Annotated in this window: 15 protein-coding genes; 11 read left to right on the top strand and 4 right to left on the bottom strand. The window is 71.4% G+C overall.

Annotation, left to right across the window (positions count from 1 at the left end):
* Positions 1-188 precede the first annotated feature (188 nt).
* Entirely contained in the window at positions 189-548 is a 360-nt protein-coding gene (locus AB0M97_RS26895) for a DUF3099 domain-containing protein (protein WP_365963559.1), read from the top strand.
* A gap of 190 nt (positions 549-738) precedes the next feature.
* Here the strand turns inward: AB0M97_RS26895 and AB0M97_RS26890 are convergent, their stop codons facing one another.
* Complete coding sequence (locus AB0M97_RS26890; RefSeq protein WP_365963558.1) at positions 739-2,064, bottom strand: multidrug effflux MFS transporter; 1,326 nt, start codon at positions 2,062-2,064, stop codon at positions 739-741.
* A gap of 449 nt (positions 2,065-2,513) precedes the next feature.
* Here AB0M97_RS26890 and AB0M97_RS26885 point away from each other — a divergent pair, with 449 nt between their 5' ends.
* The 6 genes from AB0M97_RS26885 to AB0M97_RS26860 all read left to right on the top strand — a co-directional run bounded on the left by AB0M97_RS26885 (position 2,514) and on the right by AB0M97_RS26860 (position 10,217).
* A complete protein-coding gene (locus AB0M97_RS26885) occupies positions 2,514-3,581 on the top strand; it encodes a type III polyketide synthase (protein ID WP_365963557.1) in 1,068 nt (355 codons plus the stop codon).
* 66 nt (positions 3,582-3,647) lie between these two features.
* The gene (locus tag AB0M97_RS26880) at positions 3,648-4,202 is read left to right on the top strand and encodes a cupin domain-containing protein (RefSeq protein ID WP_365963556.1); all 555 of its coding nucleotides are present in this window, start codon (positions 3,648-3,650) and stop codon (positions 4,200-4,202) included.
* 4 nt (positions 4,203-4,206) lie between these two features.
* Positions 4,207-5,373, top strand: coding sequence for a DegT/DnrJ/EryC1/StrS family aminotransferase (locus AB0M97_RS26875; RefSeq protein WP_365963555.1), 1,167 nt, complete (start codon positions 4,207-4,209; stop codon positions 5,371-5,373).
* A complete protein-coding gene (locus AB0M97_RS26870; RefSeq protein ID WP_365963554.1) occupies positions 5,370-6,365 on the top strand; it encodes a class I SAM-dependent methyltransferase in 996 nt (331 codons plus the stop codon). The genes AB0M97_RS26875 and AB0M97_RS26870 overlap by 4 nt, the downstream gene beginning before the upstream one ends.
* A gap of 444 nt (positions 6,366-6,809) precedes the next feature.
* Positions 6,810-8,408, top strand: coding sequence for a class I adenylate-forming enzyme family protein (locus AB0M97_RS26865; RefSeq protein ID WP_365963553.1), 1,599 nt, complete (start codon positions 6,810-6,812; stop codon positions 8,406-8,408).
* 585 nt (positions 8,409-8,993) lie between these two features.
* On the top strand, positions 8,994-10,217 hold the full coding sequence (locus AB0M97_RS26860) for an AfsR/SARP family transcriptional regulator (protein ID WP_365963552.1): 1,224 nt from the start codon (positions 8,994-8,996) through the stop codon (positions 10,215-10,217).
* A gap of 257 nt (positions 10,218-10,474) precedes the next feature.
* Here AB0M97_RS26860 and AB0M97_RS26855 read toward each other — a convergent pair whose 3' ends face one another.
* From AB0M97_RS26855 to AB0M97_RS26845, 3 genes are all read right to left on the bottom strand, one after another.
* A complete protein-coding gene (locus tag AB0M97_RS26855) occupies positions 10,475-12,034 on the bottom strand; it encodes an MFS transporter (RefSeq protein ID WP_365963551.1) in 1,560 nt (519 codons plus the stop codon).
* A 74-nt stretch (positions 12,035-12,108) separates the two neighbouring features.
* Positions 12,109-12,576 carry a hypothetical protein gene (locus tag AB0M97_RS26850; RefSeq protein WP_365963550.1) on the bottom strand — a complete coding sequence of 156 codons (468 nt, stop codon included), beginning with the start codon at positions 12,574-12,576 and terminating at the stop codon, positions 12,109-12,111.
* Positions 12,577-12,716: 140 nt separating this feature from the next.
* Positions 12,717-13,628, bottom strand: a complete 912-nt coding sequence (locus AB0M97_RS26845) for an aromatic prenyltransferase (RefSeq protein WP_365963549.1) — start codon at positions 13,626-13,628, stop codon at positions 12,717-12,719.
* Between the two features lie 266 nt (positions 13,629-13,894).
* Here AB0M97_RS26845 and AB0M97_RS26840 point away from each other — a divergent pair, with 266 nt between their 5' ends.
* The 4 genes from AB0M97_RS26840 to AB0M97_RS26825 all read left to right on the top strand — a co-directional run bounded on the left by AB0M97_RS26840 (position 13,895) and on the right by AB0M97_RS26825 (position 17,664).
* Positions 13,895-14,968, top strand: coding sequence for a polyprenyl synthetase family protein (locus AB0M97_RS26840; protein WP_365963548.1), 1,074 nt, complete (start codon positions 13,895-13,897; stop codon positions 14,966-14,968).
* Between the two features lie 29 nt (positions 14,969-14,997).
* Positions 14,998-15,909, top strand: a complete 912-nt coding sequence (locus AB0M97_RS26835) for an aromatic prenyltransferase (RefSeq protein WP_365963547.1) — start codon at positions 14,998-15,000, stop codon at positions 15,907-15,909.
* Between the two features lie 34 nt (positions 15,910-15,943).
* Entirely contained in the window at positions 15,944-17,188 is a 1,245-nt protein-coding gene (locus tag AB0M97_RS26830) for a cytochrome P450 (protein WP_365963546.1), read from the top strand.
* A 71-nt stretch (positions 17,189-17,259) separates the two neighbouring features.
* On the top strand, positions 17,260-17,664 hold the full coding sequence (locus AB0M97_RS26825) for a hypothetical protein (protein ID WP_365963545.1): 405 nt from the start codon (positions 17,260-17,262) through the stop codon (positions 17,662-17,664).
* The last annotated feature ends 260 nt before the right edge of the window (positions 17,665-17,924 follow it).

Here is a 17,924-nt window from a genome sequence, read left to right as displayed (position 1 = left end):
GCAGGGGCGGCGCGGGTGATCAGGGGACGGTCACCCGCGCCGCCGTCGTTTTCCGCCGCTCGTCGTGGCCCCGGTGGCCCGGCGCAGCCGGTGAACGTCCGCACCGCGCGGGAGCCCCGTCCAGCCGGCCGGGCCCCGTCCCCCATCCGGTTGTCCGGCGTATCCGCCGGAGTGTCGACGGAGGCCCCATGAGCACCTTTCCCCGGCACCGGGACGCGTCCCGGGCGGAGTCCATCACCCGGGCGCGCACCAGCCTGTCGGACGACCTGCGCGGCCGTCAGCGCCGCTACATCACCGCCATGCTGGTCCGCACCGCGTGCGTGGCCCTGATGGCCCTCACCTGGGACCGCTGGCCGGCCGTCGCGGTCCTCGCCCTGGCCGGCGGCGTCGTCATCCCCTATGCCGCCGTGGTCGCCGCCCAGGCCGGCTGGCGTCAACAGCGGGGCCTGCGCGCCCCGCTGGCCCCGTCCAGCACCGCGCCCGCCCCACGCGTCGTCCTCGAACCCACCCTGATCCTGCCGCCGACCGAGCAGAACAAGGCGGCCTGACCCGGCAGCGGGGCCCGCCGGCGCTTCCCCGGCCCGGCAGGGCGCGCGCCCGCGGCCGTCCCCGGCTCCGTGCGGCGGATGCCGCGGGCCCGCTCCGGCAGCCCGCCCTCCCGCCACGCCGACGACCGTGCACCCGGCCCGCGTCGCAGGGCCGGGTGCACGGTCGTCGTAGGTGCCGGGCGAGCGGCCCTCAGCGGCGCAGCGGCTGCTCCGCGGGCCGGTTGCGCCAGGGCCGGCACAGCGTCAGGAAGGAGACGATCGCGGCCAGCGCGCTTCCCAGCTGGACCGCGGCCATCGGCACCGCCGTCTCCTTGCCCGCGATGCTCACGAGCGAGGAGGCGACCGCCCCCATGACGAAGCACGACGTGCCGACCAGCGCGGAGGCCGAACCCGCGGCGTGCGGGGTGCGCATCAGGGCGAGCGCGTTGGTGTTGGGCAGGATCAGACCGAGCGCGGAGATCATGACGAAGAGGCCCGCCGCGAGCGGAACCGTGCCCACGTCGCCGAAGGCGCCCGCCGTCACCAGCAGGAGCACCACCCCGGCCAGGGCGAGCACCGCCAGTCCGCACCCCAGGGTCTTGACCAGGCGGACCCGGCCCACCAGGACCTTGCCGTTGATCTGGCCGACGATCATCAGACCGAGCGAGTTGAGACCGAAAAGCAGCGAGAAGGTCTGCGGGGACGCCCCGTAGATGTCCTGGATGATGAACGGCGAGGCGGCGATGTACGAGAACAGCGCGCCGTACGTGAAGCCGTTGGTCATCACGTACCCGGTGAAGATCCGGTCGGCGAAGAGCCCGCGCATGACCCACAGGGCTGCGCGCACCCCGCCGCTCTGCCGCCGCCCGGGCGGCAGCGTCTCCGGCAGCCGGCGCCACACGAGCAGGGTGAGTGCCATGCCGATCATCGCGAGGATGAGGAAGATGCCCCGCCAGTCGGTGACGTGCAGTACCTGGCCGCCGATGATGGGCGCGACGATCGGGGCGATGCTGGAGATCAGCAGCAGGGTGGAGAAGAACCGGGCCATGGCCAGGCCGTCGTAGAGGTCGCGCACCACGGCACGGGCGATGACGATCCCGGCCGACCCCGCCAGGCCCTGCAGCAGCCGGAAGCCGATCAGCACCTCGGCGCTCTGGGCGAAGGCGCACATCAGGGCGGCGACGATGTAGGTGAGCAGCCCGGCCAGCAGCGGCCTGCGCCGTCCCCACCGGTCGCTCATCGGGCCGACCACGAGCTGCCCCAGCGCCATGCCGGTGAGGCACGCGGTGAGGGTGAGCTGGACGGTCGTGGCGGTCGAGTCCAGGGTGCGGGTGACCTCCGGCAGGGCCGGGAGGTACATGTCCATCGACATCGGCGGCACCGCGGCCAGGGCGCCGAGGAGCACGGTGACCAGGAGCCCGGTCCGGCGCCCCGACGCGTCCGTGCCGGCCGTGTCCCCTCTGTCGTCCTTCGTCGGGGACCGCACCCCTGGGAATCGCCCGCCTCCGGCGGTGGCTTCCTCGGCTTGCTGAGACATGCGCCCTCCGCGGGGAGTGGTTGCGTGGTTGTGCCCGATGCTCGCAGCAGACCGCTACAGAACCGGCAGCGCGCGGGTGGCGCCCGGGGCCGGGCGATACTCCGCCGGAGCCCGTCGTCCGCGGAAGTCGAGACTCGTCAGTGCGCAGCTCGAGTCTCCCTCGGACGGCTCGAAAAACTGTCCGGACAGCCTTGGCGCGAGGCATTCCACCGTGTCACTATTCCTGCACGCCTTCCCTGCCCAAAACATTTCCGAGACAGGGAATTGAGCATGTGTACACCGGTTCTGTACTGGTGAGACCGCATCCGTGCCGGGTAAGGCACAGGTTTCCTCTCGCATCTGGTCCCCGCGCGCCGCGGTGTTTTCCCGCGTGCTGCGCTCTCTCCGGGAAGCTGTGCGCAGATTCGTCACGTACAGAAGGCAGACTCTAGAGAAAGTAGAGCCCCGATATGCCCAGGCTATGCAAGCCCGCGGTGAGCGCGCCGGAACACGTCATCACCCTCGAAGAGACTCTCGCATTCGCCGAGGAAGCCCACGCCGGGAAGCCGCAGCTCCCCCTGGCGCTCCGGCTGATCCGCAACACCGGAGTGCTGAAGCGGCACATCGTCCAGCCCATCGAGAAGACCCTCCACCACCCGGGCCTGACGGAACGCAACCGCATCTACGAGGCCGAGTCCAAGAAGCTCACCCCGCCGGTCATCGAACAGGCCCTGAAGAACGCCGACCTGGCGGCCCGTGACATCGACGCCATCATCTACGTGTCGTGCACCGGCTTCATGATGCCGTCGCTGACCGCCTGGCTGATCAACACGCTCGGCTTCCGCTCCGACACCCGCCAGATACCCATCGCCCAGCTCGGCTGCGCGGCGGGCGGCGCGGCGGTCAACCGTGCCCACGACTTCTGCCTGGCCCACCCCGGCAGCAACGTCCTGATCGTCTCCTGCGAGCTGTGCTCGCTGTGCTACCAGCCCGACGCCGACGACATCGGCTCGCTGCTGTCCGACGGGCTGTTCGGCGACGCGGTCGCGGCCGCCGTGGTGCGCGGCAACGGCGGTGTCGGCATCGACCTGGAGCGCAACGCCTCCTACCTCATCCCGCACACCGAGGACTGGATCTCCTACGCGGTCAAGGACACCGGCTTCCACTTCCAGCTCGACCGCCGGGTGCCCGGCACGATGGAGCCGCTCGCCCCGGTGCTGCGCGAGTTCGCCAAGGACCACAGCTGGGACGCCGGCAACCTCGACTTCTACATCGTCCACGCCGGCGGTCCGCGCATCCTGGACGACCTCGCGAAGTTCCTGGAGGTCGACCGCCAGGTGTTCCGCCACAGCTGGTCGACGCTGACCGAGTACGGCAACATCGCCAGCGCCGTCGTTTTCGACGCGGCCCGCAGGCTGTTCGAGGAGGACACGCCCGTCCAGGACGCCACCGGTCTGATCGCGGGCTTCGGCCCCGGCATCACCGCCGAGATGGCGCTGGGCCGCTGGAGCTCCGACGGCCCCCGAGAGCTGGACTGAGTCCGGCGGAACACACCGGCACCCTCACTCGAGTGAAATTCTGCGCGGACAAAGGAAGCTGACCACATGACTGGCCTCATCCTCCCGCCCGGTCAGGGGCGAAAGCTGATCACCAAGGCGCAGGAAGTGACCTTCAAGGCCACAAAGGAGCACGGCTCCTCCGTGTCGATCTTCGAGGTGGTCGTTCCACCCGGGTTCGATGTCGGGGCCCACGTCCACAGCGACGCGCAGGAGTTCTTCTACGTCCTGGAAGGGGAGCTGGAACTCCTGGCTTTCGAGCCGACCCGGCGCACCGGACAGGACTGGCACGAATGGGAGTCCCCCGACGGGGACAAGGCCGTCCGTGCCACCGAGGGTGCCTGCATGTTCGTACCCCCCGGAACTCCGCACGCCTTCAGGAACGCCTCCGGCAAACCGGCACGGATGCTCTTCCAGTGCTATCCGTCACCTGTCCACGAGCTGTACTTCGAGGAGATCGCGGAGATCTGGGCGGCCGGCGGGATCAATCCCGACGCCATCGACGAGATGCGCAAGCGCTACGACGTCACCCAGATCACCCCGCAGCGCTATGAACCGCCTGCCCTTCTCGATCCCCACTCCTCCGAATCGCGCGGAGCGTGAAGAGATGAGCGACACCGACAAGATACCCCTGGTTTTCGCGAGCCTCGGGGAACAGGAACTGGCCGCCGTCGCCGAGGTCTTCGCCTCGGGCTGGCCGGCCGGCCAGGGACCGAAGGGCAAGGCCCTCGAAGCCGAGCTGAAGGAACGTTACGGGGCCGGCGACGCGGTCGCGGTGAGCAACTGCGGCGCCGCCCTGCACCTGGCGATGCTCGCGTTCGGCGTACAGCCGGGCGACGAGGTCATCGTCGCCGACTACACCTTCCCCGCCCCCGCCCACGCGGTGCGCTACGTCGGCGGCACGCCCGTCTTCGCCGACGTACGCGCCGACACCGGCACCGTGGACCCGCAATCGGTGGCGGACCTCGTCACCCCCCGCACCGTCGGCATCATCGCCGTCGACACCGTCGGCCTGCCCGCCGACTACACGGAACTGCAGGCCATCGCCGACCGGCACGGGCTGTTCCTCATCGAGGACGCCGCCTGCGCGGTCGGCGCCACCTACCAGGGACGCGAGGCGGGCGCCCTGGCCGAGGTGGCCTGCCTGTCCTTCCACGGACGCAAGGGCGCCACCAGCGGCGAGGGCGGCGCCCTCATCGCCACCGACCCGGCCATCGGCGCCAAGGCACGCCAGCTGTCGTCGTTCGGCATCGGCAGCATCTACGACATGGGCCAGGTCATCGGCCTGCCCATCCCCGAGTTCACCGAGATCGGCTACAACTTCAAGCTGTCCGACATCGCCGCGGCGATCCTGCGGGTACAGCTCGGCCGCATCGAGGAGCTCCTGGAGCGCCGCACCGCCGTCGCCGCCCGCTACGCCGAGCTCTTCGCCGACGAGGAGCTGCTGACGGTGCCGCACGTGCCGGCGGACCGCACCCACGCCTGGCAGTCCTACCTGGTGACCCTCGACCCGAGCGTCGACCGCGGAGCCGTCGCCACCGAGCTGCGCGCCCAGGGCATCGGCACCCTGCACGGCACCTGGGCCAGCCACGTGCAGCCCGCCTTCGACTCCAAGCAGGTGTGCCCGGTGTCGGCGGACCTCTTCCAGCGCAACCTCGGCATACCCATGCACGCCGAGCTGACCATGAGCCAGGTCGAGCGGGTCTCCGAGGTCCTGCGCAGCGCGCTGCGCACCCACGCGAAGCCCACCCGGACCCTGAAGGGAGCGGCATGACGAACAACCAGCCTGCACCGGACGGTGTGATGAGGCTGATCAACGGCTACTGGAACACCGGCATCATCGGCGCCGCGGCCACCCACTCCGTCTTCACCCACCTGGAGAACGGCGCGGGCACGGCAGCGGAGGTCGCCGCCCGGGCCGAGATCTCCGAGCGGGGCGCGCAGAGCCTGCTGGACGGCCTGGTCAGCGTGGGACTGGCGGTGCTCCAGGACGGGCGGTACCGCAACACGCCCGAGGCGTCCGCCTTCCTGGTCGACGGCAAGCCCGCCTCCCTGGCCGGCTTCGCCAAGCTGAAGCTGCAGCACCTCCACAGCGTGACCGACCTGCCCGAGGTCGTCCGGGTCGGCGGGCCGCTGGCGGGCGGCGAGACCGAGGTGGCCGACAACCCGCACTGGGAGGGCATCGTCCCGGCCATCGCCGCGGTGTCGGTCCCGGCCGCGCACGTCGGCGTCGAGGCGCTCGGCATCGCCGACGCGGGCGAGATCTCGATCCTCGACGTGGGCGGCGGCTCCGGCATCTACTCGTCGATCTGGCTGAAGGCCAACCCGGCCGCCCGCGCGGTCCAGCTCGACTGGGAGCCGATCAACAAGATCGCCCTCCGGCTGGTCGCCGAGCACGGCGTGGCAGACCGTTTCACCACCGTGAACGGCGACTTCCACACCACCGACTTCGGCACCGCCGCGTACGACATCGCCGTCTACTCCCACATCGCCCACCAGGAGAGCCCCGAGAGCAACATCGAGGTCTTCACCCGGTTCCGCGAGGCCCTCAAGCCCGGCGGCGCCCTGGTGATCGCCGACTACGTCGTCGACGACGACCGCAGCGGCCCCGCGTTCCCCCTGCTGTTCGCCCTGGAGATGCTGCTCAAGAGCAAGGAGGGCGGCACCTGGCGGCGCTCCGACTACCACGACTGGCTGGTCAAGGCGGGCTTCGAGGACATCTCGTTCCACGCCGCGCCGCCCGCGACGGTGGTCATCGCCCGCTAGCAGGAGGCGACGCCGGGGCCCAGGAGGCGAACGACCGGCATCGCGGCCACCGGCACCGGCCGGTGAACCCGCACTTCGGGGCGGCGCCCCGGCCGTCACGGCCGAGGCGCCCACCTCGCTCCTGACGAAAGGCCGGGCCGCGGATCGCCGTCGCCACGACCGGGGATCCGCCGTCCCTGCCGTTGACCGTCGAGCACCCGGACGGTCGCGGCCGGCGGCACCGGCGCGATGCCGAGCACGGCGACCGGATGAACGTGATCCGCTCGCCGTCGCCGCCGTCGTGGTCCGGGGCCGTCTCGGACCCCCTCCGCTGACGCGGAGCCGCCGACGCCGGCAGCCGCTGACTTCGCGTCAGGACCTCAGGGCCTCACCCGCACACCCGCACCGAGCCGTCGACCGCCCGAACGTCCACCGCCCACAGCCCACGCAAAGGAGAAAGCCCAGATGAAGGGCTCCGTGGCTTACCGCTCCATACAAAAGCGCGGTCTTCACATCGGCCTGCTGCCGGAGATGGCGGCCGCCGTCAACCCCTCCACCCCGATCAGCCTCGACCACGACCTCGGCGTCCTGCCCGAGGCGGGACGGCGTCTGACGGTGGCCCAGTACGCCGACCACGTCGACGACCTGGCGGCCCGTCTGTGGGCGGCCGGTGTCCGGCCCGACGAACGCGTCGTCATCTACAAGACGGCCAACGCCGACCACTGGATGCTCGCCGCGGCGGTCTCCCGCATCGGCGCGATCGTCGTGAACCTCTCGCCCGCCCTGGACGCCAAGACGGTGGGCGTCCTGCTGCAGCGGGTCGACCGGCCGACCCTGCTCACCGACGGCGCCAAGCTCGACGTCCTCGCCGACGTGCCGCTGGCGGACCTCACCCGCCGGGTCATCACCTCGGCCGACGAGAGGCCGGGCGCCATCGCGCTCGCCGAACTCGCCGGCGCGCCGCGCGTCAAGCCGGTCGTCCGGCCCATCGACGAGGCCGCCGTCATCACCCACACCTCCGGCACCACCGGCATCCCCAAGCTCGTCGTGCACACGCCGCGCACCCAGGGCATCCGCCTCGTACCGCAGTGGCGGCTGCTGTCGCTGATGCGCAAGAAGGAGACCGTCGCCATCAACGTGCCCTTCGTGCACTCGCGGATGGTCGCGGCGATGTCCCTGGCCCTGCTGAAGGAGTACCCGGTCCTGCTGATGCGGGAGACCGGCCCCGCCGAGGTCGCCGAGCAGTTCATCAAGCACCGGCCGGCCTTCGTCGAGGCACTGCCCAATTCGCTGATGGAGTGGGAGGAGCTCGCCGACGACCCGCGGGCGCCGTTCGGGTCGGTGAAGGTCTTCAGCAGCACCTTCGACGCCATCCACCCCGGCACGATGAGCAGGCTGCTCAAGGCCTCCGACCGGCGGGGCGCCCTGTTCTTCCAGATCTACGGGCAGAGCGAGGTCGGCCCGGCCGTCGGCCGCGCCTACTTCCGGCACTCCGCCCACAAGGCGAACGGCCGCTGCGTCGGCTGGGCCATGCCGAAGGGCGCCGCGAAGATCCGCGTGGTCAGCCGGGACGGCAACCCCCCCTCCGAGACGAACCCCGGCTACATCGAGGTCGCCTGGGACGGCATCGCGAAGGCCTACTTCGGCGAACAGGACCGCTACGACGCCAACCGCAACGGCGAGTGGTGGCGCACCGGGGACGTCGGTTACCGCACCAGGTTCGGCTGCCTGCACATGCTCGACCGGGAGGTCGACATGATCCCCGGGGTGAAGAGCTCCCTGGAGATCGAGGACGTCGTGCTGAGCCGGCTGCCCGAGCTGACCGAGCTGGTCGTGGTGCAGGGCCCCGGCTCCGAGCCGGTCCCGGTGATCTGCACCGTCGAGGACAAGCCCCTGGACCTGGACCGCTGGCGGGCGGCCGTCGCCGCGTTCCCCCAGCTCGCCGACCCCGTGCAGATCCCGCAGGCCGAACTGCCCAGGACCGCCACGCTGAAGGTGCAGCGCCTGGCACTGGCCCGGCGGCTTCAGGAGCAGTCCCAGGACCAGTACCAGGAGCAGGCGTGAAGGGGTGACCCTGCTGTCCGTCCTCGAGCCGGGGCCGTCGGCGCGCTGCGCGACGGCCCCGGCCCGACGGCTGCCCGGCCCGGAGAGAAGGCCGGTGCCGAGGCGGACGCGAACCGAACAGCCGTCGTTCGCGCTGGATGAAGAGGTCTTGTCGCCCAGGACGGGGCAGGCGCCCACCGTCTCGGCGCGCCCCCGGACGTCACCGGGCGCGCAGCAGGCCGTGCCGCCCCCGCGGACCCGCGGGTGCGGCGGCCGGGTGACCGCAGGGGCGTCGAGCCGGACACTGAGGGCTACCGTCCGCCGGTCGACGCCGCCGGCCGCTTCGGGACGGGCGGACCGGTGGGACGACGACGCGCTGACCGGCCGCACGAGGGGCCACTGCGCGAAACGATGCCGTCGGGCGGCCGCTGCCGCTGCTTTCCGCGCTCCATCATCGGCCACCCGCCTTGAAGCCCACTGGAGGCTCGCTCGGTGCCGGCTCGTCACACGGAACCCCGCCGCCCGAAGCCGCGCACAATGGCTGAGCAATGCCTGCCCGCAATCCACGACAGGTGAATCGCACCCGTGGAAAGGGAGAGTGCACGGATGGCGGACGAGAGGGTGGCTGCCGGTATCGCGAGCCCCGGCACTCCGGAGGCGTGGCGCATCGCGGAGCTGGAACGCGAGGTCCAGGAACTCCGCCGCACCAACAAGGCGCTGCGGACATACGTGATCGGAAACCTCGCACCCGATCCCGAATTCACGGTGGCAGGCCGGGCGACCGTGGTCAACGGCGTCACCAAGGCCGTCACGAACGCCGGCCGCCATCACACGACCGCGGCACCCGGGCGGGCGGAGGACACCTGGTGGGCCACGGAGCGGTCGCCGCAGCTGCCCGCACCGCGCCCCACGGTCACGTTCCGCGCCCTGGGCCCGATCGAGGCCGTCGTCGGCGGCCGCCTCGTCGACCTGGGGGCGCCCAAGCAGCGCGCCCTGCTGGCGCTGCTGGTCAGCAAGGTCGGCCGGCCGGTGGCCTTCGACGTGCTCGTCGAGGAGCTGTGGACCGGGCACCCGCCGCCCGCGGCCCTTTCCTCGCTGCACGCGTACGTCGCCAATCTGCGGCGGGTGCTGGAGCCCGGCCGCGCGCCCCGCACGCAGCCGACGGTGCTGCGCACCTACGGGCGCGGTTATCTGCTCGACAGCCGGGCCGTGGAGGTCGACGTCCACCGGTTCAGCGAATGGGCCGTCGCCGGCTGGCATGCGCTGGACCGGGGTGATCCGCACAGTGCGGTGCACGCGTTCGAGGGGGCGCTGGCGCTGTGGCGCGGGCCGGCCTACGCCGAGGTGTCGGACACCCCCCATGCGCGGCCCGACGTGGCACGGCTGGAGGAGCTGCGGCTGTCGGTGGTCGAGGGACGCTGCGCGGCCCTGCTCGCGGCCGGCGCCCACGGGATCGCGGTGGCCGAACTGGAGGCATTCGTCCAGGACCACCCCTTGCGGGAGTACGGCTGCGAACTGCTGAGCCTGGCCCTCTACCGGGCCGGCCGGCAGGTCGACGCGCTGGCGGTGCTGCGTACCCATCGGCGGCGGCTGGCAGACGAACTGGGGATCGATCCGCGGCCGGCGCTGCGACTGCTGGAGGAGCAGATACTCAACCACGCGCCGTCCCTGGACTGGCGACCGCACCCCTGGCAGGCCACGAGGCCGGCCCACCCCGCGACGCTGCCGGATCAGCGCGGACCGCACGGGCACGCCCACCGGCACTCGCCGCCTCACGGGGCGCTGCCGCAGGGCGACTTCCTCCGCTCACCCCTGCCGGCGGAACTGTAGCCGTACGCGGCGCAACGCCCCGCATCTCATCACCGCATCGACGCACTCACCGCGCAGCGCCGTGATCCCGGCGCCGGCCACGACGGCCCGAGGCTCCCGCCGGTCTCCCCGTTCCCGTTCCCATTCCCTTTTCCTTGACTTCCTCGACTTCCTTGTCTTGCTTGCCGTCGCGGCACGTCCCGGAGCGCGGCGGACAGTGCGACGCACCACCCCCGGCCGGGGGTGGTGCGTCGACGTGCCGTGCGGTCGAGCGCCGGTCAGGCGTTGGCGGCCTCGGGGGCACCGGTGGCCCCGGTGGGCCCGGTGGCTGCGGGGGCCCCGGGAGCGGGGGCGTCCGCCAGCACCTCGGCGGCCTCCGCGTGCGCGTCCCGCGGCTTGGCGCTCACCTTCCCGAGCAGGAACAGGGCGATCAGGCCGGCGGCGGCGAGAACGCCGGCCGCGACACGCAGCGCCAGCGCGTACCCGTCGGACGCGACCGCCGGCAGGTTGCCGTCCGCCGCGTGGTCGTTGACGTAGCGCAGGGCGATGGGCACCAGCGTCGCCAGACCGAGCGCCGCACCGATCTGCTGCATCGAGGTCTGCACACCGGAGGCCAGACCGGAGTCCTGCCCGGTGACCTCGTGCAGACCGCCGTTGATCAGGACGGGGAAGCCCATGCCGTTGAAGAAGGCGAACACCACGAGACCGGGCATGACCCCGCCGAGGTAACTGGCGTCCGGGTCGAAGCCGCTGGCGGCGATGAACTGCCCCAGGGCGCTGCCGAAGAAGGCGATCACCACGAGCGGCTTGACGCCGAGGCGGGGCATCAGCCCGGTGGACAGGCCCATGCCGATGCCCGTGGCGATGGTGAGCGGGATGTACGCCAGCCCCGTCTCCATCGGCGAGTAGCCCAGCACGTGCTGCAGGAACAGCGTCGCCACGAAGGCGTAGGTGTAGAACGACGCGAACGACATCATGCTCACGACGTTGCTCGTCACGCGCGTGCGGTTCGTGAAGAACCGGAGCGGGATCATCGGGTCGGGCACCCGAGCCTCCCACACGAGCGTGGAGACCAGCACGGCGAGACCGCCCAGCAGCGGCACCAGCACCTGCGAGGAGCCCCACGGCTCCTCGGCGGCCTCCAGCAGGCCGTACACGATCGCCACCAGTCCGGCGGTGACCCCGACGGCCCCGACCACGTCCAGGCGCTGGCCCGCGCGGCGGACCATCCGGCTCTCCGGCATCAGGCGCGGAATCAGAACCAGCGCGAGCAGCACGACGGGGATGTTGATGTAGAAGGTCCAGCGCCAGTCGATGAAGTCGGTCACCAGACCGCCGACGACCGAGCCGATGGCGCCACCGAGGGCCGCCATACCGCCCCAGATGCCCAGGGCCTTCGCCCGCTCCTTGCCGTCGGTGAACAGCACGGCGATGAGACCGAGCGCTGCCGGGCCCGCGAGCGCCTCACCGAACCCCTGGAGGAACCGGCCGGCCACCAGCACGCCGGCGGTGTTCGCGGCACCGCACATGATGGAGGAGACGCCGAAGACCAGCACGCCTCCCACGAAGATCCGGCGGCGGCCGAGCAGGTCGGCGATACGCCCGCCCAGCAGCAGGAAGCCGGCGGCCATCAGCAGATAGCCGTTGACCACCCAGGCGAGACCCTCGGTGGAGAAGTCGAGGTCCTCCTTGATGTTGGGGAGCGCGATGTTCACCACGGTGACGTCCAGCATCAGCATGAACTGCACCGCGGTGAGGACGGCCAGCGCCTTCCAGCGCCGGGGGTCACCGGCGGTGTGGCCGCCGGACTGGTCTGGTGATTCTTTGAGAGTACTCATGACGTTGGTGGTCCTCCCAGGGATCCGGGGCTGGACGGTTCCTTCCGCTGGTTGTTCCGCTGGCCGTATGGGTGCTAGCCGACGATGTAGCGCTCTACCGTGGGGGTGAGGAGCGCGACGACCTCGTCCACCGACGCCGACGCGATCGGCTCCACGCCCAGGACGTAACGCATCAGGAAGACGCCCCACAGCTGCGCGGCCGACGCGTTGATGTGGATCGGCTTGATGCTGAGCTTGCCCGCGAGCTCGTCGATGCTCAGCGGGTCCTCGTTGAGCGCCACGCCCGCCTGCGCGAAGACCTGGGCGGAGAACAGGTTCCGCATCGGCTCCGCGCCCTCCTTGCTGGCGGTCGCGGTACGCAGGGCCTGGCGGAGCTTGGGCTGCCACTCGGAGTCCTCGAAGAACTCCAGGGTGAGCCGGACGATGTTCTCGGCGAGCTTCTCGCGCGGCCCGTGGTAAGCCGCCGCACCGGCCTTCGCGAACGCCTCTCCGTACGCGGTGATGATGGCCGACGCTTCTTCGACTTCAACTGCTGTAGACATGAAATGGTCCTCCAGGGGGAAACCTTGGCTTCGCGGTATGGTCGCCGCTCCCGCTCGCACCGGACTTGACGGGCGCTTGACGCGGGCCTGGCGCGTCCACTGGTGCTGCGGCCGGAATCCGGTGGATTCCGGCGACCGGCTTACGACGCGTCGTCGTCGCGCTCGGCCGCGAAAGCGGCGTTCGACGACTCCCGCGCCTTCTGGTAGTAGGCGGCGAGCTTGTAATACGCCTCACCGGACGGTGTCAGCGCGACGGCGGAGACGAAATCACGGCCTCCCGAGTACACGTGGGGCACGTCACGAGCGAACCTCTCGATCTCCGGGTCGTGCGGAGCGGGAAGCTCGCCCGGGTTCTGGGTCTTCACGGAGAAGCAGATGCGCTCGGCCGCCGAGGAGTCCCAGTTGAAGGTGGGGTACAGGGAGAACGACCGCTCGATGAACTCCGCGACCCGCGCGTCCGGCTCCGGGAACCCGAACGCGCGCAGCAGCGCGAGCTTGTTCTGCGTCTCCACCTCCGCCGCCGCGAGGTACACGTTCAGCGTGTGCTTCCGGTAACTGACCCCGATGGCGGACACCTTGTCGTCCAGGCCGAGGCTCGTCAGCGTGTCCACATGCTCGGCAAGGCAGGGCGGCATGGACGGAATGCCGGCGAACTTCGCCAGCGGCGGGAAGTCGTCCAGCGGGAAGAACGCGTACGACTTCTTGAAGCCGCCGACGATGCCGTACTCGACACCGTAACTGGCGATGGCACAGCGCGCCTGCACCTCCGCCAGCAGTGAGCCGACCGGGTGGTCGGTGTCCTCGACGAGACCGTGCTTCAGCGCGGTGGCATACGGATCCGCGCCCCGAGGAGACAGCGAGAAGTCGAAGTCGAGCTCCCCGCGATGACGTTCGCCGGCCGCCATGCTGAAAACAATGTGCGAGTCGGGGAGTTCGTCTCCGAATGCCTTCAGAACCGGCGAGACCTGGTCGGGCGAACAAGGCACGTCCAGCAGCCGGGCCGTTTCCTCGACCGCCGAATACACCTCGTCCAATCCAGCGGGTTCTGGCATGAGCTCCTCCATGGGTCAGCCTGCATATCGGCATGCGACACCACCCTCGCGCACCCCACTTGGCGATGACTTGGCCGCCGCTTGAGCCTCGTGTGCCGCCGCCGGAACCGGTGACAACCACCGGTGAGCCGCCGAAGAGGAACGGCACCACTCGGCTTGCGCTCCAACCACACTCCACCTTCGCTGCATTCGCACCGCGCACGCTGACGCAGCCACCCCCTCAGCGTTCCGCACCAGCGCACAAACCCCGTTCAAGGAGATGTGTCGTGACCACTGCAGTGACCCGCCGGGCCACCACCGACCAGGAGTCGGCCGCCTCCGCGCGGCGCACCGTCGAGGAGCTGCTCCAGCGCGTCGAGCACCGGCTGACCTCCTTCCTCGCGGCCGAACGCGCCCACTACGCCGAGGTGCACGCACACGCGGTCGTCGCCATCGACGCGCTGTCCGACCTCGTCGCCGCCGGCGGCAAGCTCCTGCGCCCCGCCTTCTGCCTCACCGGCTACCTGGCCGCGGGCGGCGACCCCGACACCCCCGGCATCGTCGACGCGGCCGCGGCCCTGGAGCTGCTGCACATCTCCGCCCTCGTTCACGACGACGTCCTGGACGACTCCCGCACCCGGCGCGGCAAGCCCGCCGTCCACCTCCTGCACTCCACGCTGCACCGCACACGCGGCTGGCAGGGGGAGTCCCGCCGGTTCGGCGAGGGCGTCGCCCTCCTCGTCGGCGACCTCGCGCTGGTGTACTCCGACGAGCTGATGTCCCGCGCCCCCTCCGGCGGGTTCGCCGAGTGGCACCGGCTGCGCTCCGAGGTGATGATCGGCCAGTACATGGACGTCGCCGCGGCCGCCGAGTTCAACGTCGACCCCGACCTCTCCCGCCTGATCGCCCTGATCAAGTCCGGTCGCTACACGATCCACCGTCCCCTGGTCGTCGGCGCGAGCGCGGCGGGCCGCGCCGACCTCGCCCCCGCCCTGGCGGAGTACGGCGAGGCGGTCGGCGAGGCCTTCCAGCTCCGCGACGACCTGCTGGACGCGTTCGGCGACTCCGCCCAGACCGGCAAGACGGCCGGCCTCGACTTCAGCCAGCACAAGATGACCCTGCTGCTGGGCTGGGCGATGCAGCGCGACTCCCGCATCCGCGACCTCATCACCGAGCCGGGACACACCCCCGACGAGATACGCCGCCGCCTGCTGGACACCGGCGTCCCCGAGGAGGTCGAACAGCACATCGCCGGCCTCGTCGACAAGGGCTGCGCTGCCATCGCCGACGCGCCCGTCGCGCCCAAGTGGCGCGCCGAACTGAAGAACATGGCCCTGCGCGTGGCCTACCGGAACAAGTGACCCGCCCGAGTGCGACAGCTGGAGGAACCATGTCGGGAACCACGCTGGCGGACCTCTTCGCCGGTGTCGAGGAATCGGCGGGACTGATCGACGTGGCCTGCTCACCCGAGAAGGCGCGGCCCGTGCTCGAGGCGTTCGAGGACGTCATCCCGCAGGCCATCATCGCCTTCCGGGTGGCGACCAACGTCCGCCACGAAGGGGAGTTCGACTGCCGCTTCACCGTCCCGCTCCACGTCGACCCCTATGTCCGGGCCCGCGCCCACGGCCTCATCACGGAGACCGGCCGGCCCGCGGAGACCCTGCTCTCCGACATCCAGGGGCACTGCCCCATCGACAGCTACGGCATCGACTTCGGGATCGTCGGCGGCTTCAGGAAGATCTGGGTGTACTTCCCCGGCGGCCACGGCCAGAGCCTCGCCGCACTGCGCGACCTGCCCTCGATGCCGCCGAGCCTGGCCGGGAACTTCGCCTTCTTCGCCGACCGCGGCCTGGCCGACAAGGTGGACGTCGTCGCGATCGACTACCGCAACGACACCGTCAACCTCTACTTCACCGGATTCCCCGACCACCTGCGCCGGCCGTCCGAGGTCCTGGCGATGCACCGCGCCACGGGCATGCCCGAGCCGAGCGAGCAGATGCTCAGGTTCTGCGAGAAGTCCTTCGGCTTCTACGTCACCCTGAGCTGGAACTCCCCGGGGATCGAACGCATCGCCTTCAGCGTGAAGACCCGGGATCCGCTGGCGCTGCCCGCCCGGCTCGGCCCGAAGATCGAGCACTTCGTCAGGAACGTCGCGTACGGCGGCGACGATCCCAAGATGGTCTACGCGGCCATGACGTCGTCGGGCGAGGAGTACTACAAGCTCCAGTCGTACTACCGGTTCCAGGCGCGCAGCCGGCTGGACCTCATGCCGTCGATCGACCATGTCGCCGACGCGGCGTGACGCGAGCGGGCCCGTGGCGTTCCGGTTCAGCCGGATGGAACGTCTCCTGCGCGGCCACCCGGTCCGCACCGTGACGGTGGACGGCGTGCCCGCCGAGTTCGTCACGGACCCGGCCCTGGTCCGCCGCGTCCTGGTCAAGGACGCCAAGCACTACGGCAAGAGCGAGCTCTTCCAGAAGGCCAGGATCCTCAGCAGGGCGGGCCTTCTCGCGCAGGACGACGCCCAGCACCGGCACTACCGGCGACTGGCGCATCCGTATCTGCGGACCGGCGCGGTCGCCGGCCACGCCCCGGTCATGGAGGAGATCGCCCGGGACACGGCGGCCTCGTGGCGCCCCGGGCAGCCGGTCGACATCCAGGCCGAGATGTGCCGGGCGGCCGGCGGCATCGCGCTGAGCACCCTGTTCGGCGCTCTGCCGCGCGAGACGTCGAGGGTGCTCGCAGAGCGCCTCGCGGCCCTGTCCTGGGAAATGATCAGAAAGCCGCTGTACGGGAAGGCGGCCCGGTCGCCGCGGCCGTCCCAGCGGCTGGAGCGGGCGTTCACCGGCTTCCGTTCGGTGCTCGCCTCGTGCGTCGCCGGCCAGCTGAACTCGCCGGACGGGACGACGGGTTACCTCTCGGCGCTGCTGACGGACGCCGGGCGCACCGGCGCCGCCGCCCTGAGCGCCGAACAGGTCTGCGACGAGGCCGTCATGATGCTGACGGCGGCCACCGTCACCACGGCGTCGGTGATGTCGTGGGCCCTGTACGTGCTCGCCCAGGACCCTCTGGTCGAGGAGAAGGTCCTCAAGGACCTGGCGCAGCCGGGCGACGGGGGCGCGGTCGCGGGCGGCCGGTCCGGTCACGGGCAGGGCCCGCCCGGTTATGCCCTGCGGTTCCTGATGGAGGTGCTGCGGCTCTACCCGCCCGTGTGGATCACCTGCCGCAAGACCCTGTCGGGGGTCACGCTGGGCGCGCACGAGTTCCCCGCGGGCACGCACGTGATCTTCAGTTCCTATCTGCTGCACAGGGACCCCGGCCGCTATCCGGACCCGCACCGGTTCGACCCGGACCGCTGGCTGTCCGTCCGGCCGAACGCCCAGGACGCGTCGTACATCCCCTTCGGCGCCGGGGCGCGGGGGTGCATCGGGGAGGTGTTCGCCTGGCGGGAACTGGAGATCCTGCTCGGTGCGGTGGCCCGGGAATGGGAGCTGACCGTCCCGCCCGGCAGCCGGGCCCGCGCGGCGCCGCACACCACGTTGCACCCGCAGCGGCTGCTCATGGTCCCGCAGCCGAGGTAGCCCGCCCTCCCTCAGCGGCGGCGACCCTCCCACGCCCGTCCGATCGCCCCGACAAGCCGAGGAGTGCCGTCATGGCGACCCCCACGACACACGCACGGACAGTCGAGATCACCTCCCGGGCCTGGGCCGAGGCCCGCTCCATGGCGGGCGTCGGGCCGGACCGCGATTCCCACCCGCAGCGCGACTGCCTGGCGGCCGCGCTGCGGGCGCACAGCGCGCTGTCGGCCGGACTCGGCCACTGCGTCCCGGTCACCGCCCTCGGCCCGACCGGCGGCGCGGTGCGCGGACTCGCCGCCTTCCTGGCGGTGTACGCCGACCAGGACCGCCACAGACGCACAACGCCCGACCAGGACCGCAGTGAGGCAACAACGCCCGACCGGAACCGCGGTGAGGACGCAACGCCCGACCGGGACCGCAGCGAGGCCGCAACGCCCGACCGGGACCGCGGTGAGGACGCGGCCGACCGGGACCGCTGAGGCCGCAGCGCCCGACGGCCCGGGACCCCGGTCAGCGGGGCCGGTGCCGCCGCCGGACCCTCGGCCTCCGCGTCGGCCGGGCTCGAACTCCGCTGGAACGCGCGGGACACGACCCCGCGCCGCTCCTAAGGTGGGACTGCGAGCCGTCCCGCCCGCCCCCCTCCCCCGACGGGCGGGCGGGACGGCATACGTACGTCCCCGCAGCCCCAGCCCCCGGTGGCCGGCCCCACCGCCGACCGGGAGATGCGCGAGGGTGCCGG

This window comes from Streptomyces sp. NPDC051207, from assembly GCF_040682395.1.
Classification (GTDB): Bacteria; Actinomycetota; Actinomycetes; order Streptomycetales; family Streptomycetaceae; genus Streptomyces.
This window is presented reverse-complemented; position numbering and strand designations above follow the sequence as displayed.

Excerpts from the sequence above, each read along its gene's own strand:
- AB0M97_RS26895 (WP_365963559.1), top strand. The coding sequence starts at position 189 with ATGAGCACCTTTCCCCGGCACCGGGACGCGTCCCGGGCGGAGTCCATC.
- AB0M97_RS26890 (WP_365963558.1), bottom strand. The coding sequence starts at position 2,064 with ATGTCTCAGCAAGCCGAGGAAGCCACCGCCGGAGGCGGGCGATTCCCA.
- AB0M97_RS26885 (WP_365963557.1), top strand. The coding sequence starts at position 2,514 with ATGCCCAGGCTATGCAAGCCCGCGGTGAGCGCGCCGGAACACGTCATC.
- AB0M97_RS26880 (WP_365963556.1), top strand. The coding sequence starts at position 3,648 with ATGACTGGCCTCATCCTCCCGCCCGGTCAGGGGCGAAAGCTGATCACC.
- AB0M97_RS26875 (WP_365963555.1), top strand. The coding sequence starts at position 4,207 with ATGAGCGACACCGACAAGATACCCCTGGTTTTCGCGAGCCTCGGGGAA.
- AB0M97_RS26870 (WP_365963554.1), top strand. The coding sequence starts at position 5,370 with ATGACGAACAACCAGCCTGCACCGGACGGTGTGATGAGGCTGATCAAC.
- AB0M97_RS26865 (WP_365963553.1), top strand. The coding sequence starts at position 6,810 with ATGAAGGGCTCCGTGGCTTACCGCTCCATACAAAAGCGCGGTCTTCAC.
- AB0M97_RS26860 (WP_365963552.1), top strand. The coding sequence starts at position 8,994 with ATGGCGGACGAGAGGGTGGCTGCCGGTATCGCGAGCCCCGGCACTCCG.
- AB0M97_RS26855 (WP_365963551.1), bottom strand. The coding sequence starts at position 12,034 with ATGAGTACTCTCAAAGAATCACCAGACCAGTCCGGCGGCCACACCGCC.
- AB0M97_RS26850 (WP_365963550.1), bottom strand. The coding sequence starts at position 12,576 with ATGTCTACAGCAGTTGAAGTCGAAGAAGCGTCGGCCATCATCACCGCG.
- AB0M97_RS26845 (WP_365963549.1), bottom strand. The coding sequence starts at position 13,628 with ATGCCAGAACCCGCTGGATTGGACGAGGTGTATTCGGCGGTCGAGGAA.
- AB0M97_RS26835 (WP_365963547.1), top strand. The coding sequence starts at position 14,998 with ATGTCGGGAACCACGCTGGCGGACCTCTTCGCCGGTGTCGAGGAATCG.
- AB0M97_RS26830 (WP_365963546.1), top strand. The coding sequence starts at position 15,944 with ATGGAACGTCTCCTGCGCGGCCACCCGGTCCGCACCGTGACGGTGGAC.
- AB0M97_RS26825 (WP_365963545.1), top strand. The coding sequence starts at position 17,260 with ATGGCGACCCCCACGACACACGCACGGACAGTCGAGATCACCTCCCGG.